Origin of the sequence: Bacillus sp. 95MFCvi2.1, from assembly GCF_000374965.1 — a bacterium.
Taxonomy (GTDB): domain Bacteria; phylum Bacillota; class Bacilli; order Bacillales; family Bacillaceae_G; genus Bacillus_A; species Bacillus_A pseudomycoides.
Genome location: NZ_KB895694.1, coordinates 114569 through 138900, shown reverse-complemented (window position 1 = coordinate 138900; position 24332 = coordinate 114569). Strand labels below are relative to the sequence as shown.

The window sequence follows — 24332 nt, the reverse complement described above, 5'->3', positions numbered from 1 at the left end:
GTAATCCTTTTTTGTTTTGTACGAGACCAATAAAAGATTTTTAAAATCTTGTGACTTCTAGTCATTAGAAGTTCAATTCAAGGTATCATTATGGGTATGGAATGACAGATAGCGAAATCCATCATGTGACGCAGTGGTTTCAAAATAAATGAAATAGACAAACAGGGAATGCGGTTATTAGTAATTCCCTGTTTGTGCGATAAATTATTAAAAAATAATTATAATTTATAAGGATTCTTATGATTTAAATTATTACTTTGATTTTCAATAGTAACTTTTAATTCGGATTTTTTTGTTTCAATGGTTGGGATTTTTCTGAACGTTACCAAGGATAGCGTACGAACCAATGCATAGTGAAAATCGATATAATGCTTCGAACCATTATCAATAATTTGTTCCATGGATAATACTCCTCCTCCTAATTATTTGAACTATATTGGTTATTTTAACAATATAAGCATAAAGATTCCAAATAATCAGGTCTTCAAATAATCTAAAATATATTTACTGATAAGGAGTAACGTTACAATGATAAATAAAATTCGTACGTAAGATACTCCTTTTTTTATAGCGAAATTTGAGCCTACGAAAGCCCCGAAAATCATTGCAACTCCCATTGGAAGTCCATATGCAAAATTAACAACATCTAAATAAAGAAAAATGATAAGTGCAGCGATGTTACTACCAAAATTTAAAACTTTGGCATTTCCAGCTGATTGCACAAAATCAAATCCAATGATCAAAAATGTAAATAACAAAAAGGATCCTGTTCCTGCCCCGAAAAATCCATCATAAAATCCAATGATAAAAATAACAGAAGAGAAGATAACTCTTTTTTTTACACTCATTCCACTATAACTTGCATCTTTTCCCCACTCTTTTTTCATAATCGTATAAATCGCAACGGCAATTAATAGAACAAGTACTAATGGTTTTAATATTTCAGATGAAATGTGTTTGACTACAAAGGCGCCAAGTATAGCCCCGATAAAAGTTAAAGGGAATAGCTTAGAGACCAATTTGAAATTCACATTTCCAGATCGAATAAATGAAATGGTACTCATAAGTGATCCCATTGAGCTTGCCAGTTTATTAGTTGCAATAGCTGTTGAAGGTGGGAGGCCGGTGAATAATAAAGCTGGTATAGAAATTAATCCACCGCCACCTACAACAGAATCGATAAAGGCAGCTAAAAAACCTGAAGCAATTAAAAAAAACATTGTATAAAGATTGATGTCCTCCATATGTATTTCCCCCATCCTAGAATAGTCACTACTAAGATAGTATCTGTTTAATTGCTTTGTGTAAATGAAAATTTGATAATGCCTCTTTAATATTTACTCCAACCACTTTTGTGTTTACTATTAAAGTAATAATTACTGTCAATGTTGCGGCAAGTACAAAATATGCGGGAGGCTTACAATGGAAGATTTACTACAAAAAATTCAAATGCTTGGCTTAAATCAATATGAAACAAAAGCCTATGTTTCATTAGTTCAACAAGGAGCTTCTAGTGCTTATCAAGTTAGCAAAAATTCTGGAGTCCCTCGTGCACGTATATATGAAATATTGAATACCCTTGAACAAAAAGGCATTGTAATGAAGGAAGAAATAAATGAAGCAGTACAATATTCTCCTTTACCTGTAGATGTGTTTTTAGAGGCAGTAAGAGAGAAATGGGAAGAGACATACACGTATGTAGAAAAAGAATTAAAAGTATTTGAAAAAAAAGAACCTGAGGTGGATCCGAGAGTAACCACTTTGAAAGGTGAAGAAAATATACTAGCTTTCTGCAGAATATTAATTCGAAGAGCGAAAAAAAAGATTATTTTGTCAATTTGGGATACTATGTATGAAAAACTATTAGTAGACTTAAAAGAAAAAGAAAGAGAATGTAGTTTAAAGGGTATTGTCTTTGAAGTTGACGATCCGTTGCAAGGATTAGAAATTCATAGAAAAACAAGTTACGTTAATAATATTGGAAGTCATAAATGGTTTATCTTATCAATTGATGGAAAAGAAATGGTATATGGTCACTCGATAGAACAAAAAGGAAATGCTTTTTATACAGATGATCCTGTTCATATATATTTACTAGAAAATTATATATGGCATGATATATTAGTAAATCGTTTAGTAAGGGATAGCGATCAAAACATGGATTCTTGGATTGCTCCAGAACGAGAAAAGTTCTTTTTCATATAAATATAATTTTTTAGGATACTATATAGTTGATAAATGGCGGAATTTTTGTAATGATAAGAAGGTGACTCATGAAAAGAACTATTTTGTAAGACCAGTAGAAAAACCAATTGTTTACTTAGATATCATGATTTTATTAGTGAAGTAAGTAAAGAATGGATACTACTAGAAGCTTTGATTCGTTTTGTAATAGAAAAAATTAAATGTTTTATTGCGAAAACGCTGTATATGAAGCTGGAATTCACATGAAGTTCACGTGAAGTTCACATTGATAATTTAAAATAGTTGACGTGTGAAAAAGAAAGCCCTTGTATAAAAATGGAATTTAACATGAAATCATTTCCAATGTTTTGGTAGGATATTAAAATCATTTTTTTAAGAGGGTAGTAGGGAAAGGGAGTTAATACAACTTATGAAAAAAGTACTAGCAGGTTTAGCGGCAGCTTCTGTAGCCGGTGCAGTAGTTCCTGGAATGGATGCTGCTCACGCACAAGTTTCAACAGACGCGCTAAAAGAAATCGATGGACAAACACAAAAACAAACACAAACAGTTGATCCGAAAGTAACTGAAACACAAACAGTAGAGAAAAAATCTGACATTAAATACACAGTAACAGCTGATGTATTGAATGTACGTACAGGTCCTGGTACAGGAAATGATATTATTTCTAAAGTACAAGAAGGACAAGTTCTACAAGTAACTGGTGAAGAAAATGGTTGGTTTAAAGTAAATGTAAACGGTAAAACTGGCTATGTAAGCAGTGATTTTGTAACAACTGGTGAGAAAACAGGAACTGCTGTTCAACAAGGAACAGGTAACTATACGGTAAACGTTTCTTCACTTAATGTACGTACAGGTCCTAGTGCTTCTCATACAGTTGTAGGTACTGTAGGCAAAGGACAAACTGTACAAGTTGTCGGTGAAGTACAAGACTGGTTTAAAATTAACCACAACGGCGGAACTGGCTATGTAAGTAAAGACTTTGTAACAAAAGGTGGTACAACTACAAATGTAAGTACGGAAACAGAAAAGCCAAACAACAATGAAATGACAATCCGAAAAGACGGCTCATATGTTGTTGATACAGGAGCTTTACGTGTACGTACAGGCCCGGCTACATATAATGCTGTAATTGGTGGCGTAGTACAAGGCCAAACATTACAAGTTATTGGTGGAGAAAACGGTTGGTATAAAATTAACCACCAAGGAAGAACTGGCTATGTAAGTGCAGACCATGTTAAGTTTGTAAAAGGTGGTACAGCAAATGTAACTACGCCTTCTCGTCCAGCTACTGGCGGTGAGCAAGGAAATACACAAACAGAAAAACCACAAACAGAAAAACCGACAACACCATCTGCTAATGGCTCATCAATTGTGTCTATTGCACAATCGCTAAATGGTTCACCATATGTATATGGTGGTACAACACCATCTGGTTTTGACTGCAGTGGCTACGTTTACTACGTATTAAATAAAGCAGGTCATTCTGGTGGACGTCAAACTGTTGCTGGCTACTGGAGCAGCAAGACGCATACTAGTAATCCACAACCAGGTGATTTAGTATACTTTAAAGATACTACTGGTGCTGGTGCAGGTATGACTCATATGGGTATTTACTTAGGAAATGGTCAGTTCATCAGTGCAGAAACTGAAAAAACTGGTGTAAGAATTAGCTCAGTAAATAACTCTTACTGGAGTAAGCATCTAGCAGGTTACACAAAAGCATAATAAGAACCGTATTCTTACATATTATAAGAAAAAGCTTTCTAGGAAACTAGAAAGCTTTTTCTGTTTTAGATGTCTTTATGCGTCCAGTAAAAATTTGGAATATAAATCATGGAAGTAGCTAGGACGGAATAAGTTTGCGGCATGGCCGGCTAGTGGAATTTCTTTATATAAAACGTTTGGAAGAATGGATTTTAAATCAAATAAACAGGATTTATAGAGATGATCGTGTTCACCCATTACCCATAGAATAGGTTGTGATAGTTCTCGTAGTCGAGATTTTAAATCGAATTCTAGACGGTGTTTGAGCGATTCGACAATAATCGATGAATGCAATTGTAATCCAAACCGATAATAAATGTTTTTTGAAATAACCGCAAAAGGACTTGCTTTTAGTATACCACTTGGGAAAATTGTACTCGCATATTGATAAAGCCAAGTGGAATATTCATTTTCACGGTTGTCCCAAAACTTTCGAAAGACGTTATATAAAAGGGAGGGATTATTGTAATGACCTCCAATATGACAAAGACTTAATACTTTCTCTGGATATTTGTGAGCGAATATAGTGGCAATGTAACAGCCATAGCTTAGGGCACAAATATGAGCTTGCTGGATACCTTCTTTCTCATACAGGTCTGATAATTGCTGTACTAATCGATCTAAAGAAAAGTCTATTGCTTGCCCTTTGTCTTCACCATGACCTAGTAAATCATACGTTATAATATTGTAAGAAGGAGAAAATCGTTTATATTCTTTTTTGAAGGCACGACGATTTCCGACTAATCCATGAATGAATATAATGGTCTTTTTTTCAGAATTCTTTTTTGCTTGCACGGTATACCCCTTTCGGTGAATGAAGATTAGTGAGATGCGTATGCTATGAAAATATATATTTTTATAGTTATATATGGGTAATCATTCTAAATTCTTTTTGCGTAGACTATAGAATGGTAATTTTTTATTTTTTTATTAAGTACCAGGTAATAATATCAGATGATTATATCTGTTGTAAAGATAAGATTTGATGTGTTTTATTACCAAATCAGTAGATTAATCGTTTGACGGTTTACATTCATATCGTATTCTAATTTTAGAAATAACCGTTTGGTTTGAAAGAAGGCAAGGTTCAAGCTTTAATTACACCAGTTATGTCATTTGTTTTAATGGCGTTACTTGTCATTATTGTAGGATATGGTGGAATGCGAGTTTCTAGTGAAGCATTAACAATTGGAGAACTTGTGGCATTTATTTTATATTTAATGCAAATTGTTATGCCAATGAGTCAACTTTCTATGTTCTTTACACAATTCCAAAAGGCAATTGGCGCAACGGAACGCATTAATACAATTTTAGAATATGAAGTGGAACATCATATAGAAGGTGAAAATGTGGATTTTGAATATAACGAGGAAGAGAAAGTACTACAAAATATTCAATTTACGATTGAATCAAGAAAAGTGACTGCAATTGTAGGTCCAAGTGGTAGTGGGAAAACGACATTGTTTTCTTTATTAGAACGTTTTTATAAAGCTGATTCATCACGAAATCGTGCACATGGAGGTAGTGGTTTAGGATTGGCAATTGTGAAGAAAATGATTGATCTTCATAAGGGAGAGACCCGGATAGAGAGTGTAGTTGGAAAGGGAACGGAATTTATCGTTTTGATTCCTGGGAGTAAACATAGCACTTGAAAATAGAGAAGTGGGGGCAGAGGAAACTGTCTCTTACTTCTCTATTTGTTTAGTAAGAAATAAAAAAAATTATAGGTTACCTAGAAGTAACCTACGCACATCAAAGTGCATAATTGCATTTAGGATGATATACATATAGAATTCATGGTATGAAAAAGCAACTTAGAATGATTGAGGAGTGTTATATTTGGCAGAATTATTACAAGGAAAAAATGCATTAATTACAGGAGCAGGAAGAGGGATTGGCCGTGCTGTGGCAATTGCTTTAGCAAAAGAAGGTGTGAACGTTGGTCTTTTAGCACGCTCAGAAGAAAACTTAAAAGCAGTTGCGAAGGAAGTAGAAGCAGAAGGTGTAAAAGCTGTTATTGCTACTGCTGATGTATCTTCATATGAAGAAGTTACTACTGCTATTGAAACATTAAAAAAAGGATTAGGTTCTATTGATATTTTAATTAATAATGCGGGTATTTCTAAGTTTGGCAAATTCTTAGAATTAGATGTTGCTGATTGGGAAAAAATCATCCAAGTAAACTTAATGGGTGTATATTACGCAACTCGCGCAGCGCTACCAAGCATGATTGAACAACAGTCTGGTGACATTATTAATATTTCATCAACAGCAGGACAAAAAGGTGCACCAGTAACAAGTGCATACAGTGCTTCTAAATTTGGTGTTCTTGGTTTAACAGAATCGTTAGCAATGGAAGTACGTAAACACAACATTCGTGTAACAGCTTTAACACCAAGTACTGTTGCAACTGATATGGCGGTAGAATTAGGATTAACAGATGGTAACCCTGAGAAAGTCATGCAAGCAGAAGATATCGCTGAGTTTATCGTAGCGCAGCTGAAATTAAATAAACGTACATTTATTAAATCTGCAGGACTTTGGTCTACTAATCCGTAAGAAGTTGTATATGAATAAAAAAGGTTTGGTTTAAAGCCAAATCTTTTTTTATTTATTTTTTTAATTCTGAATTTTACGAACTGTAATGAGGGATGAAAGTTATTGAAGGATTATCCTATACAATTCGAAGGGAATGGTATTTACGTGAATAATATTGATAAATGGAAAGCTGTTGATCATTTTATTACGGATTTACTTATACCAACTGATTCTATTCTTGAAGAGGTACTTCTGTATAATTACAACAAAGTCGTGGATTATACAAGAAGGTTGTAGAATATACAACATAGTTATGGACTTTACAACAAAGTTGTAAATTGAAGAATACAATTGATAAATTATATAGATAAAAAGCATGGCTATTTTTAAGTCATGCTTTTATCTTGTTAATGAGTTACTTGCAATGTATACTACCTGTAATTAATCAGAAAGAGATTTGGTTCGTACTGCTTTATAATTTGGTGATGATTTTGAAGTTCTTCTCAGTCAAGCTAGGGATGTTGAATCAATGTTGTATCAGAAACAACCAACATACTCAATTATTTCGAAAATGAATAAAGATAGTGAAAATGCTACTATTGAGTTAAGAAAATTTAAAAAGACAGGACTGGAACTTATTCAAACATATCAAATTAAAAATGTAATTAATCCGCTATTAGCTGATCATGTGACAAGGGAAGCGGAGCACTTTCTCTTTATGATTCATGTTTTGGAACAACGATTAAAACAAAAACAAATCGAAAGATTTTTGAGTCTACATAGTTGTAAAGAAGGAGTGTCCATAATAAAAATCTGTATAAACATAGGATATGAATTTTTAAAATTTTATTTTAAAGCTAATGTACCATTTTCTTGTAATGCAACACCAAACCAGACTTACTAATATCCTTTTTATTAGACTATATGTGGGAAAATTATTACTTAAAGAAGAAACATTTGATTACTAAACTAAACAGCTATCGGTATATCGATAGCTGTTTAGTTTAGTAATAGATATTGTTATAGTGTAGACATTATGCACTTGGCATAGGAGTTGGAGTTGGTTTTGCATATCCTTCTTTATATTGGTTGTCAATGTATTGACGAATTTCAAGTGTAGACATTCCATTTTTCTTTAGTGAGACAGATTGCAGAGCAATGTCTAAACAATTGGCACATGTTGTCGCATGAGAGTCCCAGACGATTTCACCACTTTCTTTCACTTCACGAACAAAGCAATTTTTGTTGCTCTTATGACCAACGCTTTCTCCACATCCACAATAACAAGGAATCCATTCTAATAATTCATGATCTTCTCCTGCCATTTGATAAATTTTTTGCATCTGTTCAGGCTTCGTAGATAGGAATGAAGGGAGAGTATCAGCTCCCTTTGTTGTTTCTGTAATATCAGTTACGGTATGGTCATCTCCCATGGTATGTTCCTGAGTACTTTTTTGTGTTTCTTTTGGTTCTGAGGAAGATTTTTTCTCTTCATTTGAACTGCATCTTGCTAAAGCAATTAGAATAGACAAGCAGATTAATAGTAGGATAGAAAAAAGTGGTCTTTTCATATTTGTTCGCTCCTTAATTTTTATTTTGTAAATTAACGAATGGTTTTAATATCCTGAATAATTTCTTTATATGGTGTGTTTGTAAGAGCTGAGTAGCTCTTTACGACAATTCCATTCTTATCTACAAGATAAAGTTTTGTCCCATGAATGACTTGTGTTGTGCTTGCTGGTTTATCTACAAATGCTTGGAAGCTATTTTTAGCAAAAGAGGTGATTTCTTCTTGTGTATAATTGGTTAGAAAGTGCCATTTGGAAACATCGGTATCATAGCGTTCCATAAATTCTTTTAGTTTTTTTGGTTTGTCCACAGTAGGGTCTACACTGAATGAAACAAATTCTACATCATTGATTCCTTCTTCTTTCAACATGTTTTTAAGTTTTGTCATATTGGCTGTCATAGGTGGACAAACGGTTTCACAACTTGTGAAAATAAAGTCTGCGACCCATACTTTCCCTTTTAAGTCCGATAGCCCAAAAGGTTTTCCGTTTTGATCGGTATACGAAAACTTCTCTACTTTCCAGTCCAATGAGTCCTTCAATTTTGGTTCACCACATGCACTTAAAAATACAATCATGCTGACAATCATCAGTAATCTTATAGTACGAACTTTTTTCATATGTATCCCCTTTCATTTCTTTATTATGTATAAGGAGGCTATGTGATAGCCTCCTAACAGATTACTTGTTTTGTAATAAGCGCATACTATTTAAGATAACAAGAAGTGCGGCCCCTGTATCGCTAAGTACAGCAATCCAAAGTGTGAGCCAACCTGGGAAGATAAAAGCAAGTGCAATAAATTTAATAATCAATGAGAACCAGATGTTCTGTTTGATTATGTGTAGTGCTTTACGGCTTAGTTTCATTGTATAAGGAAGCTTTTCAAGGTTATCTGCCATAAGTACAATATCTGCTGTTTCCATTGCTGTATCAGTTCCAGCACCACCCATGGCAATCCCAAGGTTCGCTGTAGCAAGAGCAGGAGCATCATTGATGCCATCTCCAATCATAGCCACAGTTTTCCCTTCAGATTGGAGATGTTTTACAGAGCGAACTTTATCTTCTGGAAGTAAATTAGCAAAGTAACGATCCACTTTTGCTTTCTGGGCAATGTGATTAGCTGTTCCTTCATTGTCTCCCGTTAACATAACAGTTTCTCGAATGCCTGTTCGTTTTAATTCTTGGATTGTTTGATAAGTTGTCGAGCGGATGGAATCAGCTACAGAAATCATTCCAAGAATCGTATGATTTGTTCCGATAAGTACTACCGTTTGACCAATTCGTTGCATTTCTTGAATCGGTTCTTTCCAAACTTGAAGAGAGGTACCTAAATCATCAAATAGAGCAGCATTTCCAGCATAATAGGTTTCTCCATTGATATTTACTTGCGCACCTTTTCCTACAATTGCACGGAATTTCTTTCCTTCTTGAACGGAAATTTGTTGTTCCTTTGCGTATGTTGTGATTGCTCTTGCGATTGGGTGATTAGAATATTCCTCAATCGTTGTCGCAATTGATAATAATTCATTTTCAGGGCAATCTAGGCTTCTTACATGCATTACCTGTGGTTTCCCTTCAGTCAATGTTCCTGTTTTATCAAAAGCGATAGCATTTAATGAGCCTGCTATTTCTAAAGCTGTACCACCTTTGATGAGTACACCATTTCTCGCAGCATTTCCAATAGCAGATACAATTGCGACAGGGGTAGAGATGACTAAAGCACAAGGGCATGCAACAACAAGAAGTTCTAGTCCTCTATAAATCCAATCCATCCATGTACCCATGCCAAGGAGAGGAGGGAGTATCATTACGCTAATCGCTAATAGAAAGACGATTGGTGTATAGATTTTTGCGAAACGATCAACAAATGCTTCTGTAGGTGCTTTCTTTTCTTGTGCTTCCTCGACAAGGTGAATAATTCGTGACAGTGTAGTATCCTCAACGAGTTTTGTTACCGTAATCTCAAGAGAGCCTTCTTCATTAATCGTTCCTGCATACACGGAATCACCAATTTGTTTATCAATAGGGATGGATTCACCAGTAATAGGTGCTTGGTTTACAGTAGAATTTCCTCCTATAACGGTCCCATCCAATGGGATTTTTTCACCTGGTTTCACTACAATTGTTGTGCCTACTGTAATATCTTCTACGGATGTTTTGACAAGTTCCGTTTCAACTTTTACCCATGCTTCAGAGGGAGCTAAATCAATCAATCCACGAATTGATTCGCGCGTACGTTCAATAGATTTATTTTGTAGTGTTGCTCCTAATGCGAATAGCCAAACAACCGTTGCACCTTCTAACCATTGTCCAATTAGAGCAGCACCAATAGCAGCAGATATCATGAGAACATTCATATCTAGTGCCTTACTTCTTAAGGCATAAAAAGCACTTTTTGCAGGTTTATATCCTCCAATTAGGGTACTAGCTGCATAAAGAAGTGTAATGAGAAGGGGGGATGTATTTGCAAAACCACTGAAAAATCCTAAAGCTAAAAATAGTCCTGAGAGAATCAAAGTTGTATCTTTAGATTTTGAATTTGGTGTTGCTCCCCTACGACTTCCTGCTAAGGATGCCTCAAACCCTGCGTTAGAAATTTCTTTTATAATGTCATCTGCACTTCGGTCATGACGAATATGCATTTTTCCAGTAGCAAAGTTTACGCGGACTTCTTGAACGCCTGAAACATTTTGTAGATGTTTTTCGATTGTTAAAGCACACGCACCACAATCCATCCCTCCGACCAGATATGTTTGTACGCCATCACCTGTTACTTTCGGTGTATCACGAGGTAGTGTGTCTTCACATGAACTATCACTACAACAAGAAGAAGCTTTTGGTGTCACTTCTTCTTTTGGTGTGGCAGATGAAGAACAGCATAAAGATACCTTTTCTGGTTTGGGCCCACAACAAGAATCAGAAGAGTCATTTTCTGTTTTCGCAGTATCGGTGCTATTACTACAACAGGAAGCCTTTTTAACAGTGAGTACAATTGGACTCTGATTTTGAGAAGAGCAACATGATGATATTTCCTTTGTTACTTCTTTTTTGATGGGAGTCAGTGAAGAATCACTACACGAAGAAGTTTGACAACAACTCGTTTGTTTCTCTTTCTTATCAATCATAACAACTCGCTCCCTTTTGAGATAAGCATGCATCGTTTTTATCACATGATGCTACCTCGTTCTGCACTTCATGAAATACAACATCAAACATTGTAAGTAATTGTTTGATTTGTGTATTTCGTAAAGAATAGTAGACATACTTTCCTTCTTGTCTTCCCAGGATAATACCGCATCCTTTTAAACAGTTTAGGTGTTGAGATATATTCGACTGATTTCCTTTGATAATCTCTACAATTTCAGAAACCGTTTTTTCCCCATCCATCATACATTGAAGAATCTGAAGTCTTGTTTTATCAGCAAAGCCACGAATAAACTTGGCTTTTATATCTAAATCATTTGTATTGCACAATTGTATTCACTCCAATCGTATTAGTCATTACTAATATGTTTATTCTTCATTCATATTAGCATTGACTAATATGTGTGTCAAAATATTTTTAAAAAGTCTGAAAAATATACATTTGCTCTATTTTTAACTATGAAGATTTAAGGATAAACTGGATAAAAATCCCTTGACGTGCAAAAAGGGAATACTATAATGAATGAAAATATATGAACATATGAACAAATGTTCATATAAAAAACTTGAAAAGTAAGTAATAGAGGTGGACTCATGTTAGATGTTATTATAATTGGTGCTGGGCAAGCTGGTTTAAGCATGGGTTACTACTTGAAGAAAGAAGGCTATTATTTTGTAATATTTGAGGGAGAAAAAAGAATTGGAGATTCGTGGAGAAACAGGTATGACTCTTTGGTTCTATTTACACCTAAGTCATATAGTTCACTGCCAGGGATGAAGTTACAGGGAGATAAAAATGCGTTTCCTACAAAAGATGAAATTGCAGATTATCTTGAAATGTATGCTATTCGTTTTTCGTTACCAGTATAGTTGGAAACGACTGTACATAAAGTACAAAAAATAGAAAGTACATTTGAAGTATCTACCGATAGGGGAGTATTTCTTTCTAAACATGTCATTATCGCATCTGGTTCCTTTCAGAAACCATATATTCCTTCAATTTCTCAAAACCTCTCACAAGGGGTGTTTCAGATTTATTCTTCTCAATATCAATTACCAAAGAAAATTCCAGATGGCCCTGTCCTTGTAATAGGAGGAGGAAACTTTGGTACGCTAATTGCGACTGAACTTGCAGAAAGTCAAGATGTAACGATTGCTATTAGCTATCCATTTAAATTTTTACCACTCAAAATCATGAACAAAAGCATCTTTCATTGGTTAGAAAAGATTGGTCTCTTATATGCAGGAACTAATACAAAGCGCGGATTATGGTTTCGAAAACAAAGTGCTCTATTTTTGGTTTTGACTTAAAAAATTAATTCGTGGAGGAAATATTGAGGTCAAACCAAGGATTATATTATATTGGATTGCCGTGGCAACATCAAAGGGGCTTAGCACTTATTTGCGGAGTAGGGAAAGGTGCTAAGTTCTTACATTTAGTTATAAAAGAAAAGAATGGAGAATGGGTTGGTTTTTCTGCTGTGCATTCACATACTTCTTTATTTCTTTTATACTTAAATCGAATCATATAAGATATATCGAAAGTAGGATGAGTAAAAATGAGTGACTATGAAAATAAAGCATTGTTAAAAATTCTAGGGCCTTTGGAGCTTGAAGTAATGAAAGTTATTTGGATTAGAAAAGAAGCAACAGTTCAAAATGTATTAACAGAATTAAATAAGCAAAATGATTATGCTTATACAACTATTATGACAGTAATGAATCGATTGGATAAAAAAGGGGTTCTTACGCGTAGTAAGTTGGGAAAGGGATATGTATATAAACCACAGTACACCCCTAATGAACTCATCCAACAAAATTCTTCTGAACAAGTGGAACATCTTCTCCATCATTACGGAGATATAGCTATTACGCAATTTGTGGATGCTGTTGGACATAATCCTGATCAACTTCATAAGTTAAAGGAACTTATTCAAAAATTAGAGCAGGTTGAAAAATAATGTATCGATTATTTCCAACTTTAAATATATACGTTTTATGGTTAGTTGATGTTACGACTGTGTTTATAAGTTCTTGTTTTGTTTTACATTATCAAACAATGCCAGGTTGTATGGGGATGGGCAGTATATTGGACTGTTGCAACATTCAATTGAATCATTGGCTTACCTTTATACCGATTATTGTAGGAGTTCTTTTTATATGTTTAGTTGGGACCTTTTTGTTTTTGTTTAAAAAGACGAAAAAATTTATTGCTGAGTTAGCTTTATATCAAATAGATTGTTATGAATCAATTGTAATCGAAGCTTTTCAACGAAAACATTCTGTAAAAGTTCAAATAGTAGAAGTTGCATATCCATTAGCATTTACACATGGATTTATTCGCCCTCATATTTTGGTTAGTACTGGTTTAATTGACTTATTGCAAACCTATGAATTAGAAGCTGTATTAGAACATGAGTATTATCATTATCAAAACAGAGATCCATTCAAATTATCAATAGGATACAGTTTGGCACGTGTTTTTTCATTTTTACCAATCTCTCAAAAGTTTTATACACGCTATCTGATGGAAAAAGAAATCAACGCAGATACTTTTGCTATCCGAGAGGTAGGAATGAAGCCTGTTGCATCAGCACTATATAAGTTAATGACAAATGTACCTCCTTCTTCATTTGCAATGGCTCATTTTCAAAATCATTCTTTTCGGGATACTAATACTAGAATTGAGGTTCTTCTGACAGGGAAATATAAGCGGCCATCTATTGCATTAGTAGATTGGATGGAATCTAGTATTCACATTCTCTTAATTGTTTTACTTATAGCAGGTGTGTCATTTTTGTGACAAATTCTCTTTTCTATAACAATTATCTACTACAATATCGTAGTAGATGGTGGTTTTATCATCTAGATTATAAGATGTTGGGAGAGGAAAATAATGAAAAAGCTTATTTTAGGCGCTTCATTTATTTCATTAATGGCATTTGGCGGAACGGCTTTGGCTGCTAGTCCAACGTCACACAAAACAACGAATCAAGAAGATTGTATGACAATGAGTATGAAGGACTGTATGACGATGATGAAAGATTGTATGTCTAAAGATGACTGTAATACAATGGGCATGGAAGACTGCATGGAAATGATGAAGAATATGCAAAAATAAATGTCTATATACGGACTGTAACGATACCATCCATGATATAGACTGTGAGTAAGACGCATACTAGATAAAAGTAAAGCATAAATAAGAGCTGGTAAAGGAATAACCAGCTCTTATTTATGCTTGTTTCTATAGAACGGGAATAGTTAGATACAATTATGCATGTAGAGACAAACAGTGCCATCGTGTGAATTATTTCCTATTACAAATGGTTATAACAATAGTATGGCACTATAAACACATAAAGAAGGGAAAAATTCGTATGAAAAGCTTTCGTATTATTAGTTTTTTTGTTCTTATTAGCGTAATTCTTCTATTAACAGCATGTGGATCTAAACTAAGAGACCAGTTAAACTGGAAATTAGATAATTTTTCATATACTGATCAGAACGGAAAAAAATTTGGACGGGATGATTTAAAGGGGAAGGTTTGGGTAGCAGATTTTATTTTTACAAGTTGTAAAACAGTATGCCCACCTTTAACAGCTAACATGGAAAGGCTTCAAAGAATGTTAAAAGATGAAGGAGTTCAAAATGTTGAGTTTGTATCATTTAGCGTAGATCCAACTGTAGATACTCCTTCAAAACTCAAAGAATTTATGAGCCGTTATGATATGGATGAATCCAAGTGGCATTTTCTTACTGGTTATTCGCAAGAAGAGGTTACCGAGTTTGCTAAGAAAAACTTTCAAACACTTGTAGATAAACCACAAGATTCTGATCAAGTCACTCATGGAACAAGCTTTTATCTTGTAGATCAGACTGGAACTGTTGTAAAAAAGTATTCAGGTCTCTCAAACCCTCCTTATAAAGACATAGTCAGAGATATAAAGAGAATTCAATAAAAGTACTTTAGTAATTATTGATAATAAAAAACATATAAAGCGAAAAAGAGCTGGTGGTATGCCAGCTCTTTCTTTTTAAGTAATGTCGCACACATTTGTTCACACATCATGGCACAGTCTTGAAGAGATTTCATAGTTTTACATGCATTTGTACGGTATCTACTCTATATTCCATCCATATACCCCGTTATTTAGATAGTCATTAATTAAGGTATGTTTACCGTAGTATAGTTATGCCTTTGTGTAAGGAACTAATAAAGATGAACCATAATTCGATACAAGAGCCATCTTCTGAGTACATGGGTTTTTCAACAATCTTTTTAATCAACTGTAAAGATGAATTGTTTTCAGTTGATTATATAAGTAGTTAGTTATATACTTATTTCGAAGTAGAGGAAATTAAAATAAATCCTTTTAATGAATATTACGTTTAATTTCCGCTCAACATATAAGTATATGCTTATTTAACTATAAAAGGGTAGGTGTGGTATGGAAAAAACAGTTATAGAATTAACAAGAGCATCGCAGTTATTAAAACTATTAGGAGACAAAACAAGACTAACAATTGTATCTATTCTCAAACAACGTGAGTGTTGTGTCTGTGAACTTCTTGAAGTATTTGATATGAGTCAACCTTCTATCAGTCAGCATCTTCGAAAGTTAAAGGATTTAGGCTTAGTGCAAGAAGAGCGTAGAGGTCAATGGATTTATTATTCTTTAAATCAGGCAAGTGATTTATATACGCTTTTAGAAGATATTTTAGGCCATGTACCAGATCAAATAGAGAAAATCAAACAAATTGAGAAGAGCAATCCTACACTCCGGTGTGGTTGTTAATAAATAGTTAGAAAGGGAAGTGAGAAGGATGAGAAACACGGGGAAAAAACGTCTATCTTTCCTAAATCGATATCTAACCCTTTGGATTTTTCTTGCGATGGCAGTAGGGATCGGAGTTGGATATCTATTCCCTGGGTTCGTTGATGGAATGAATAGTCTACAGGTAGGAACAACTTCTATCCCACTTGCGATTGGCTTAATTTTAATGATGTACCCGCCGCTTGCTAAAGTACGCTACGAAGAGATGGGGCGCGTTTTTAAAGATGTAAAAGTATTAGTATTATCACTCGTGCAAAACTGGATTATTGGTCCGGTTTTAATGTTTACTTTAGCAATTATATTTTTACAAGATAAACCAGAATATATGGTTGGATTAATCATGATTGGTCTAGCACGTTGTATCGCGATGGTGATTGTATGGAATGACCTTGCGAAAGGTGATACAGAATATGCAGCAGGGTTAGTTGCTTTTAACTCTGTATTCCAAATGTTATTTTTCTCAGTATACGCGTATGTGTTTGTAACAGTCATTCCAGAATGGTTAGGAATTGAAGGAGCTGTTGTAGATATTACAATGGCAGAGGTTGCAAAATCAGTCTTTATTTATTTAGGAATTCCTTTCATCGCAGGAATGTTAACACGTTTTATCTTTGTAAAAACAAAAGGGCGAGAATGGTATGAAAAAGTATTCATACCAAAGATTAGCCCCATTACATTAGTCGCATTATTATTTACAATCATTGTGATGTTCTCATTAAAAGGAGAAGTGATTGTTAGCGTACCATTTGATGTTGTACGTATTGCGATTCCATTACTTATTTATTTTGTAGTGATGTTCTTTGTTTCTTTCTTTATGGGCAAAAAAATCGGTGCAAGTTATGGGGTATCAACAACATTAGCATTTACAGCTGGAAGTAACAACTTTGAATTAGCAATCGCTGTAGCTGTAGGGGTATTTGGAATCCAGTCTGGTGCAGCGTTTGCAGCAGTTATCGGTCCTTTAGTAGAGGTTCCAGTTATGATAGCTCTTGTAAATGTAGCACGGTGGTTCCAACGTAAATACTTTCAAACACAACCAAAATAATTATTGATATAAAGGTGGAATTAACATGGAAAACAAGAAAACAATTTACTTCTTATGCACAGGAAACTCTTGTCGTAGCCAAATGGCAGAAGCTTGGGGTGAAAAATATTTAGGTGACAAATGGAATGTACTTTCTGCTGGTATTGAGGCGCACGGAGTAAATCCGAATGCAATTAAAGCAATGAAAGAAGTAGACATTGATATTACGGACCAAACATCTGATATCATTGACCGTGACATTTTAGATAAAGCAGATCTTGTTGTAACACTTTGTGGTCATGCAAATGATGTATGTCCAACAACACCACCCCATGTAAAACGAGTTCACTGGGGATTTGATGATCCAGCTAGTCAAGATTGGTCTGTATTCCAAAAAGTTCGTGATGAGATTGGCGAACGTATTAAAAAATTCGCTGAAACAGGAGAATAATTGAAAACAAAATAAGCCGAGAATTCTTTTTCGGCTTATTTTGTAAAGAAGGGGAGAAATCAGAGATGAAAAAAATTGAAATTTTTGATCCTGCTATGTGTTGTTCTACGGGGGTTTGTGGACCAAGTGTTGATCCAGAATTAATTCGTATTTCAGTAGCTGTTAATAATTTGAGGAATAAAGGAATTGATGTGACACGCTATAATCTTGCGAGTGAGCCGGATGCTTTTGCAAATAACAGTGTTATTAGTCAATTATTAATGGATAAAGGACCAGACGTGTTGCCTGTAACTTTGGTAGATGGAAAAGTAGTAAAAGAAAAAGGTCATCTTACAAATGAAGAACTTGTACAGTTAACGGATATAACGGAAGAAGAGTTGAGTCAAAAGCCAGTCATACGTTTAAAGCTAAACGTGAAAAAATAGAGAAAGAAGTGAAAGGCAATGACAAACTTATACAATCCAAACACAATAACATTCACACCATTTTTATTCTTTACTGGTAAAGGCGGAGTAGGAAAAACATCTACTGCATGTGCAACAGCAATTACTTTAGCTGATATGGGGAAACGCGTTTTGTTAATTAGTACTGACCCAGCTTCTAATTTACAAGATGTGTTTGAAATCGAACTAACCAACAAGCCGAAAGTAATTCTTAATGTTCCGAACTTACAAGTAGCTAACCTGGATCCAGAAACAGCGGCTTATGAATATAAGGAACGTGTTGTTGGCCCATATCGCGGGAAATTACCTGACACAGTAATTGCGACGATGGAAGAACAATTATCTGGGGCTTGTACTGTAGAAATTGCAGCATTTGATGAGTTCTCTACGTTACTTACAAATAAAGAGTTAACATCGAAATTCGATCACATTATCTTCGATACAGCACCAACAGGTCATACGTTACGTCTTCTTCAGCTCCCAACGGCATGGAGTGGTTTCCTAGAAGAAAGTACACATGGAGCTTCTTGTTTAGGACCATTAGCAGGTCTTGGAGATAAAAAAGAGTTATATAGTCAAACAGTTCAAGCATTATCTAATCCGAAACAAACAACATTATTGCTTGTTACACGTCCTGATAATTCTCCGTTACAAGAAGTGCAACGAGCAGCTAAAGAATTAAAAGAAATTGGTGTAAGCAACCAATATCTACTTGTAAATGGCATCTTGAAAGACTATGTGCAAGATGATGGTGTTTCAAAGGCATTGTTTACGAGACAATTACGTGCGTTAGAAAACATGACAGAAGAATTAAAAGGTCTTCCGATTTATGAAATTCCATTAGTACCGTTTAATGTTACTGGCATAGAGAATATGAGAAATTTGGTGCGACCAATAGAGAATCTTTCAATTTTAGATGAAGAACAACAAGAGGTTGCTGTACCTTCTCTTCAAAATTTGATTGCGGATCTTTCTGAGACTGGAAAAAGAGTTATTTTTACAATGGGAAAAGGTGGAGTAGGAAAAACAACTGTAGCCTCTGCAATTGCAGTTGGTTTTGCTGAAAAAGGCCATCATGTACATTTAACTACAACTGATCCAGCAGCCCACATTGATTATGTCATGCATGGAGAACAAGGGAATATTACGATTAGTCGAATTGATCCGAAGGTAGAAGTAGAAAATTATCGTAAGGAAGTCATTGAGAAAGCAAAAGAAACGGTAGATGAAGAAGGTTTAGCTTATTTAGAAGAAGATTTACGTTCCCCTTGTACAGAGGAAATTGCAGTCTTCCGTGCTTTAGCCGACATTGTTGAGAAAGCAAATGATGAAATTGTGGTAATTGATACAGCGCCAACAGGTCATACATTATTGTTACTGGATGCGGCACAAACGTATCATAAGGAAATTGTACGCTCTTCCGGTGAAGTACCACAGTCTGTGAAAAACTTATTACCTCGTCTTCGCAATCCAGAGGAAACAAGTGTTGTCATCGTAACATTAGCGGAGGCTACGCCAGTACATGAAGCAAGCCGTCTACAAGGAGACTTAAAACGTGCAGATATTAATCCAAAATGGTGGGTTATCAATCAAAGTTTTTATGCAACACATACAAGTGATCCAGTGTTAAGAGGAAGGGCACAGTCTGAAGTACAGTGGATTCAAGCGGTTCAAAAGGAATCACAAAATAACTGTGTTATCATCCCGTGGCAATCGGAAGATATTGTGGGATATGAGAAGCTTAAATCTTTAGTAAAATAAAAAATTTGAATAGTTATTGTGAAGGGGAGAAATGAAAATGAATATTACAGATAAAGCAAAAGAGTTTATTGAAAGTGCTATGAAAGAAAACGGTGTTTCAACACTACGTTTTACATTTGAGGGTGCTGGATGCTGTGGACCAAGCTACGGTATTAATTTAGGAGAAGCGCAAGAAAATGATGTAACAGAAACAGTAAATGGTATTGAAGTTGCCATGGATCCAAAGGTTGTTGAAATTGTAAATACATTGACACTAGACTATGTAGAAGATCAACAAGGTGCAGGTCTTGTGATAAGTGGCGGATCGAATTGCTGTTGAACCGTGTGTTACTGCTACTGTGATCCAAACTGTAGGGAGTAAGGGGTATGATGGATTTGTAATTGCGCTTGTAACAGAAGGATGAGGTCTAGATGCCAATTATAGATCTACTAGACTAGGAGGGGGAAATAAAAAATGTTTGATATGTTATAACATGGATGGAAAACAGGGAACTCTTCTCGTGCTCCTCCAAAATGAATGCAGTACAATGCACTAATAAAATTTGGAGGCTATAAAAATATGAGAAGTGAAAAAGAAATGATGGGTTTAATATTAAATGCAGCAAGAGAAGATGAGCGTATTCGTGCAGTGATTATGAATGGTTCTCGTGTGAATCCGAATGTGAAGAGAGATTGTTTTCAAGATTACGATATTGTATATGTTGTGAAAGATATACAGTCATTCACATCTGATCACAGTTGGATAAATAGATTTGGAAAAATAATGATTGTACAAATGCCAGAAGAAAGCACTTTAGTTCCACCCGAAGAGGATGGAAGCTTTCCTTATTTGATGCAGTTTATAGACGGGAATCGAATCGATTTGACTTTAGTTTCAGTAGAAATAATAGATGAAATTCTTGGTGGAGATAGTTTGAGTGTACTTCTTTTTGATAAAGATGGTGCTATTGAGCCATTTCCACCAGCAAATGATTCGGATTACTGTATAAAAAGGCCAACAGCAAAAGAATTTGCAGATTGCTGTAATGAGTTTTGGTGGTGTAGTACAAATGTAGCAAAAGGGTTGTGGAGAGAAGAACTTCCTTATGTAAAAGGAATGCTTGAAGGTCCTATTCGAAATATGCTGATGCAAATGCTAGAATGGCATATTGGGATAAAAACAAATTTTACAGTAAACGCCGGAAAGTTTGGGAAGTATTTTGAACAATATCTTGAGGATGATTTGTGGAAACAATATATAGAGACATTTTCAAATGCAGATTATGAGAATATTTGGAAGTCATTCTTTGTAATGGGGGATTTATTTAGGGAAACTGCAATCGGAATTGCTAGATATTTTAGTTTTGAATATCCACAAGGTGACGATGCTAGAGTAACAAGCTATCTAAAACATGTGAGATCTTTACCAAAAGATAGTCAAACAATTTATTAAGTATATGATAGATAGAAATAAGACCGTTCCAAAATGGGACGGTCTTATTTCTGTTCAAGAACATGAATCATCCTGACAAAATAAGAATGAACTGCATATAAAATTTTAGGGAGGTTTTATTAATTATGCATTATTTTTATCCATCAGAGATACTAACTCCTTTTCAATGGGTTTCAGAACGTAATACGCCTTTATATAATATGTATTCTTATTTGCCATACTCAAATGTATTTTATTATCAAAACTATTTGAGTGTAACGCCTGATTTGCTAAATGCTGGTTTGAAGAATGAGGTTCAAGGTGCAGAAGAAGATAGAGGCTCGTGGACACCTTTTTCTTGGGTTGAAAAATATGCTTATGCATTTTCTGGTCCATATAATAAAGCGGAAGTTGCCCTTACATTTGATGATGGACCAGACTTTGTATTTACTCCGCAAATACTAGATAAGTTAAAAAGTTATGGTGTGAAAGCTACTTTTTTTCTTCTTGGTGAAAATGCAGAAAGATATCCTGATGTAGTAAAACGAATTGCAAATGAGGGTCATACTGTTGGGAATCATACGTATAACCACCCAAATTTAGTTAAAGTAAGTGATGAAGAATATCGTAATCAAATTGTAAGAACGGAAGAGATATTGCGGAAGTTGATAGGGTATGCACCAAAGTTTATACGTCCGCCTTATGGTGAAATACGTGAAAAACAATTAGATTGGGCGACAGAACAGAATTTTATGATCGTACAATGGAGTGTAGATACAGTTGATTGGAAAGGAGTAAGTGCAGAGCAGGTTACAAATACTGTGTTAGGGAATGCGTTTCCAGGAAGTGTTATACTCCAGCATTCTACACCGGGAGGACATTTGCAAGGATCTGTGGATGCGCTAGATCGAATCATTCCTGAACTGAAAGCGAAAGGGTCACGTTTCGTGACGCTTCCTAACATGTTTCATACGTCGAAACAGAGAAAGTAAATGACCGATAAGGTGGACCTATAAATATAAAATACTGTATTCAGCTTGTACATCATTTAAAAAAGAGTGGTGTATTTTTGTTTTTGGAAAATATAGGTTTTCGATTGGTTTTTGTTGTATAATAAAACTATAAACTGACAAATAAGTTTGAAAATATGTGTGTGGATGTGGAGGGAATAAGATGACATATGCGCTTGTAAATATAGGAATGAGCTTGTTAATCGGTATTATATTTATACTATCCGCACTCATATTGCAAAAAAATCCACCAACAGATATTAACGCAGTATATGGATATCGAACAAAGCGATCAATGAAAAATAAAGATTTGTGGGATGTTGGAAATCAATATAGCGCTGAAGTTATGAAACAAAATGGACTTTTAATGATTTTAATAGGAAGTTTAATCGGATTGCTATTTTGGTACCCACATACAATGATTGCTATTTTAATCCTTATGATAGTATTAATCATTCGTTTGTTTATACGGGTGGAGAAGAAATTAAAGGTACTGGAGAAACAATAAACTTTACTTGTGAAATTTTCAAGCTGTTCTATTAAGGAAGTACAAATAGTTTTGACCCCTGCACTATTTAAGTGGGGGTCAATTAAATTTTAGAAGTTATTGATTTTTAGCATATCTCGTCCTTTTTCTACGACAAATTCATAATATTCAAGCTCATATGGATAAATATCTTCAAATGTTATTGTAATAGATTTAGCGCTTTTGTTTAAAACTGGAATGCCTGTTGTAGATGAGATTTCTCCTTTTAAAAGCTGTAAAAAAGAAGTCGCATTTACTTTCATTACATCTTCAACTTCATCACCTGGAGCAAATGGAAGTGGTTTTGTAACAGCATGAAAATACATATGACACATTTCACGGTCAATGAAATGCGGGATTTCATGGTTGATTTTAAAAATGCCTTTGTACTCTAAATCAGTAGCTTGAAAGGAAAGTCCTAATTCCTCTTTTACTTCACGAAGACCCCCTATTCGTACATCTTCATCATGCATAATATGTCCCGCTGATGTAATATCCCATTTTCCTGGGAAATCTTTCTTGTTTTTAGCACGTAATTGGAAGTGTAGAAAGATGTCTTCATTATCTTTTTCTACAAACCAACAATGGAATGTTTCGTGCCAATCACCGTCACGATGTACATCATCACGTAGTTTTTTTCCAATTTTGTTTCCTTCTGTATCAAATATCGTTAACCATTCTGCCATTGATATTCCCCTTTCTGCATAGTTTATTATACAATGAATGTATGTAATTTTGGGAAAATAACGATAATTAAGTAGGGAGTGTATATGGAATGGGACTAGGCGAGAAAAAAATAAATTCGCTCATTTCAACAGAAGAAGAATTACGTCTTATTTTAGGATATCCAAGTGAACGCGCGGTGAAAAAAGTGATCCCATCACTCGATTATCATTGTCGTGAATTTCTATCTAAGTCTCCTTTTCTAGTAATATCTACTTCAGATGAATTTGGTCATTGTGATGCATCACCAAGAGGGGATGCACCTGGATTTGTATATGTTTTAAATGAAAATCAAATTGTAATTCCAGAAAGACCGGGGAATCGGAGAGTGGATTCTATCCTTAATATTTTATCTAACTCACGGGTGGGACTTATCTTTTTTATTCCAGGGCTTGGAGAATCATTACGGATAAATGGGCGTGCAACTATCACAAAAGACGAAGAGATTTTAGAGAAAATGCAAGTAAGGGGTCGCAATCCACTTCTCGGAATCGTTGTAAAAATAGAGGAGTGTTTCATCCATTGTGCAAAAGCATTTATACGTTCTGAATTATGGAATCCAGATTCTTGGTTAGAAAAAGAAGCATTACCATCAGCAGCAAAAATGCTTGCTGATCATGCAAAAGTAAATGCAAATGAAGAAGAAGTCGCACGTTCTTTAGAAGAAAGTTATACAAAAAGATTATATTGAAAATATTGCATAGTACATTGATTGATAAAATATATAAATATAATTAATGATTTAGGAATCTAAAGAGCATTCATTCTATTGGTAATCAGTATTTAAAATCAAAAGCATAATTGTTTTACTTGATATTTTTATCCCGCATTAACGGGCAGTAAGACCCCCACCTCAAAATTTGGAAAAGCAAAGAAGTTAGAAGGGGGATGAACTGCCCGTAAAAGCCCGATTGGTGAGGGCTA

The 24332-nt window shown here is 34.8% G+C and carries 26 protein-coding genes and 4 pseudogenes; 22 read left to right on the top strand and 8 right to left on the bottom strand.

Annotation, left to right across the window (positions count from 1 at the left end):
• Window positions 1-218: 218 nt before the first annotated feature.
• On the bottom strand, window positions 219-401 hold the full coding sequence (locus C568_RS0109640; RefSeq protein WP_018781367.1) for a hypothetical protein: 183 nt from the start codon (window positions 399-401) through the stop codon (window positions 219-221).
• A 75-nt stretch (window positions 402-476) separates the two neighbouring features.
• The gene (locus tag C568_RS0109635) at window positions 477-1244 is read right to left on the bottom strand and encodes a sulfite exporter TauE/SafE family protein (protein ID WP_018781366.1); all 768 of its coding nucleotides are present in this window, start codon (window positions 1242-1244) and stop codon (window positions 477-479) included.
• Between the two features lie 178 nt (window positions 1245-1422).
• Between C568_RS0109635 and C568_RS0109630 the strand changes: the two genes are divergently transcribed.
• Both C568_RS0109630 and entFM read left to right on the top strand, forming a co-directional pair.
• Complete coding sequence (locus tag C568_RS0109630; protein WP_018781365.1) at window positions 1423-2205, top strand: TrmB family transcriptional regulator; 783 nt, start codon at window positions 1423-1425, stop codon at window positions 2203-2205.
• Window positions 2206-2614: 409 nt separating this feature from the next.
• Entirely contained in the window at window positions 2615-3931 is a 1317-nt protein-coding gene (gene entFM, locus C568_RS0109625) for an enterotoxin EntFM (RefSeq protein ID WP_006094561.1), read from the top strand.
• Window positions 3932-4006: 75 nt separating this feature from the next.
• Here the strand turns inward: entFM and C568_RS0109620 are convergent, their stop codons facing one another.
• Entirely contained in the window at window positions 4007-4765 is a 759-nt protein-coding gene (locus C568_RS0109620) for an alpha/beta fold hydrolase (RefSeq protein WP_003196982.1), read from the bottom strand.
• 269 nt (window positions 4766-5034) lie between these two features.
• Between C568_RS0109620 and C568_RS0109615 the strand changes: the two are divergent.
• From C568_RS0109615 to C568_RS0109600, 4 genes and pseudogenes are all read left to right on the top strand, one after another.
• Window positions 5035-5622 (top strand): annotated as a pseudogene (locus C568_RS0109615) (ATP-binding protein); the annotation flags it as partial.
• 187 nt (window positions 5623-5809) lie between these two features.
• The gene (locus C568_RS0109610) at window positions 5810-6529 is read left to right on the top strand and encodes a 3-ketoacyl-ACP reductase (protein WP_016114516.1); all 720 of its coding nucleotides are present in this window, start codon (window positions 5810-5812) and stop codon (window positions 6527-6529) included.
• Window positions 6530-6631: 102 nt separating this feature from the next.
• The gene (locus C568_RS34670; RefSeq protein ID WP_018781363.1) at window positions 6632-6805 is read left to right on the top strand and encodes a hypothetical protein; all 174 of its coding nucleotides are present in this window, start codon (window positions 6632-6634) and stop codon (window positions 6803-6805) included.
• A 148-nt stretch (window positions 6806-6953) separates the two neighbouring features.
• Window positions 6954-7274 (top strand): annotated as a pseudogene (locus C568_RS0109600) (DUF2935 domain-containing protein); the annotation flags it as partial.
• A 268-nt stretch (window positions 7275-7542) separates the two neighbouring features.
• On the opposite strand, the gene C568_RS0109595 reads toward C568_RS0109600, so the two are convergent.
• The 4 genes from C568_RS0109595 to C568_RS0109580 all read right to left on the bottom strand — a co-directional run bounded on the left by C568_RS0109595 (window position 7543) and on the right by C568_RS0109580 (window position 11551).
• Complete coding sequence (locus C568_RS0109595; protein ID WP_018781361.1) at window positions 7543-8079, bottom strand: PCYCGC motif-containing (lipo)protein; 537 nt, start codon at window positions 8077-8079, stop codon at window positions 7543-7545.
• Window positions 8080-8111: 32 nt separating this feature from the next.
• Window positions 8112-8696, bottom strand: coding sequence for an SCO family protein (locus C568_RS0109590; RefSeq protein ID WP_018781360.1), 585 nt, complete (start codon window positions 8694-8696; stop codon window positions 8112-8114).
• A gap of 61 nt (window positions 8697-8757) precedes the next feature.
• Window positions 8758-11202 (bottom strand): heavy metal translocating P-type ATPase, encoded by a 2445-nt coding sequence (locus C568_RS0109585; RefSeq protein ID WP_018781359.1) that lies wholly within the window; start codon window positions 11200-11202, stop codon window positions 8758-8760.
• Entirely contained in the window at window positions 11195-11551 is a 357-nt protein-coding gene (locus C568_RS0109580; protein ID WP_018781358.1) for an ArsR/SmtB family transcription factor, read from the bottom strand. Before C568_RS0109580 ends, C568_RS0109585 begins: the two co-directional genes overlap by 8 nt.
• A 264-nt stretch (window positions 11552-11815) precedes the next feature.
• On the opposite strand from C568_RS0109580, the pseudogene C568_RS32765 reads away from it, so the two are divergent.
• The 15 genes and pseudogenes from C568_RS32765 (at window position 11816) to C568_RS0109500 (ending at window position 22667) form a co-directional block, all read left to right on the top strand.
• A pseudogene (locus C568_RS32765) lies at window positions 11816-12753 on the top strand (flavin-containing monooxygenase).
• Window positions 12754-12780: 27 nt separating this feature from the next.
• Window positions 12781-13182, top strand: a complete 402-nt coding sequence (locus tag C568_RS0109560) for a BlaI/MecI/CopY family transcriptional regulator (RefSeq protein ID WP_016114525.1) — start codon at window positions 12781-12783, stop codon at window positions 13180-13182.
• The gene (locus C568_RS0109555) at window positions 13182-14024 is read left to right on the top strand and encodes a M56 family metallopeptidase (RefSeq protein ID WP_018781357.1); all 843 of its coding nucleotides are present in this window, start codon (window positions 13182-13184) and stop codon (window positions 14022-14024) included. Before C568_RS0109560 ends, C568_RS0109555 begins: the two co-directional genes overlap by 1 nt.
• Before the next feature lie 93 nt (window positions 14025-14117).
• Window positions 14118-14342 carry a hypothetical protein gene (locus tag C568_RS0109550; RefSeq protein WP_018781356.1) on the top strand — a complete coding sequence of 75 codons (225 nt, stop codon included), beginning with the start codon at window positions 14118-14120 and terminating at the stop codon, window positions 14340-14342.
• 259 nt (window positions 14343-14601) lie between these two features.
• Window positions 14602-15183 carry an SCO family protein gene (locus C568_RS0109545; protein WP_018781355.1) on the top strand — a complete coding sequence of 194 codons (582 nt, stop codon included), beginning with the start codon at window positions 14602-14604 and terminating at the stop codon, window positions 15181-15183.
• A gap of 489 nt (window positions 15184-15672) precedes the next feature.
• Window positions 15673-16020 (top strand): ArsR/SmtB family transcription factor, encoded by a 348-nt coding sequence (locus C568_RS0109540; RefSeq protein WP_016114529.1) that lies wholly within the window; start codon window positions 15673-15675, stop codon window positions 16018-16020.
• A gap of 28 nt (window positions 16021-16048) precedes the next feature.
• Window positions 16049-17104 carry an ACR3 family arsenite efflux transporter gene (arsB, locus tag C568_RS0109535; RefSeq protein ID WP_018781354.1) on the top strand — a complete coding sequence of 352 codons (1056 nt, stop codon included), beginning with the start codon at window positions 16049-16051 and terminating at the stop codon, window positions 17102-17104.
• 25 nt (window positions 17105-17129) lie between these two features.
• On the top strand, window positions 17130-17534 hold the full coding sequence (gene arsC, locus C568_RS0109530; RefSeq protein WP_018781353.1) for an arsenate reductase (thioredoxin): 405 nt from the start codon (window positions 17130-17132) through the stop codon (window positions 17532-17534).
• 65 nt (window positions 17535-17599) lie between these two features.
• Entirely contained in the window at window positions 17600-17959 is a 360-nt protein-coding gene (arsD, locus tag C568_RS0109525; protein WP_018781352.1) for an arsenite efflux transporter metallochaperone ArsD, read from the top strand.
• Between the two features lie 18 nt (window positions 17960-17977).
• Window positions 17978-19738 (top strand): arsenical pump-driving ATPase, encoded by a 1761-nt coding sequence (arsA, locus tag C568_RS0109520; protein ID WP_018781351.1) that lies wholly within the window; start codon window positions 17978-17980, stop codon window positions 19736-19738.
• A gap of 37 nt (window positions 19739-19775) precedes the next feature.
• The gene (locus tag C568_RS0109515; RefSeq protein ID WP_016114534.1) at window positions 19776-20057 is read left to right on the top strand and encodes a HesB/IscA family protein; all 282 of its coding nucleotides are present in this window, start codon (window positions 19776-19778) and stop codon (window positions 20055-20057) included.
• Window positions 20047-20142, top strand: a pseudogene (locus C568_RS34165) (methyltransferase); the annotation flags it as partial. The gene C568_RS0109515 and the pseudogene C568_RS34165, both read left to right, overlap by 11 nt.
• Before the next feature lie 155 nt (window positions 20143-20297).
• Entirely contained in the window at window positions 20298-21170 is an 873-nt protein-coding gene (locus C568_RS0109510) for an aminoglycoside 6-adenylyltransferase (RefSeq protein WP_018781350.1), read from the top strand.
• A gap of 125 nt (window positions 21171-21295) precedes the next feature.
• Window positions 21296-22141, top strand: coding sequence for a peptidoglycan-N-acetylglucosamine deacetylase (locus C568_RS0109505; protein WP_018781349.1), 846 nt, complete (start codon window positions 21296-21298; stop codon window positions 22139-22141).
• 181 nt (window positions 22142-22322) lie between these two features.
• On the top strand, window positions 22323-22667 hold the full coding sequence (locus tag C568_RS0109500) for an SdpI family protein (RefSeq protein WP_006094567.1): 345 nt from the start codon (window positions 22323-22325) through the stop codon (window positions 22665-22667).
• 89 nt (window positions 22668-22756) lie between these two features.
• Here C568_RS0109500 and C568_RS0109495 read toward each other — a convergent pair whose 3' ends face one another.
• Window positions 22757-23371 (bottom strand): NUDIX hydrolase, encoded by a 615-nt coding sequence (locus C568_RS0109495; protein ID WP_003196996.1) that lies wholly within the window; start codon window positions 23369-23371, stop codon window positions 22757-22759.
• 89 nt (window positions 23372-23460) lie between these two features.
• On the opposite strand from C568_RS0109495, the gene C568_RS0109490 reads away from it, so the two are divergent.
• Window positions 23461-24099, top strand: coding sequence for a pyridoxamine 5'-phosphate oxidase family protein (locus C568_RS0109490; RefSeq protein ID WP_003196998.1), 639 nt, complete (start codon window positions 23461-23463; stop codon window positions 24097-24099).
• Window positions 24100-24332: the final 233 nt, after the last annotated feature.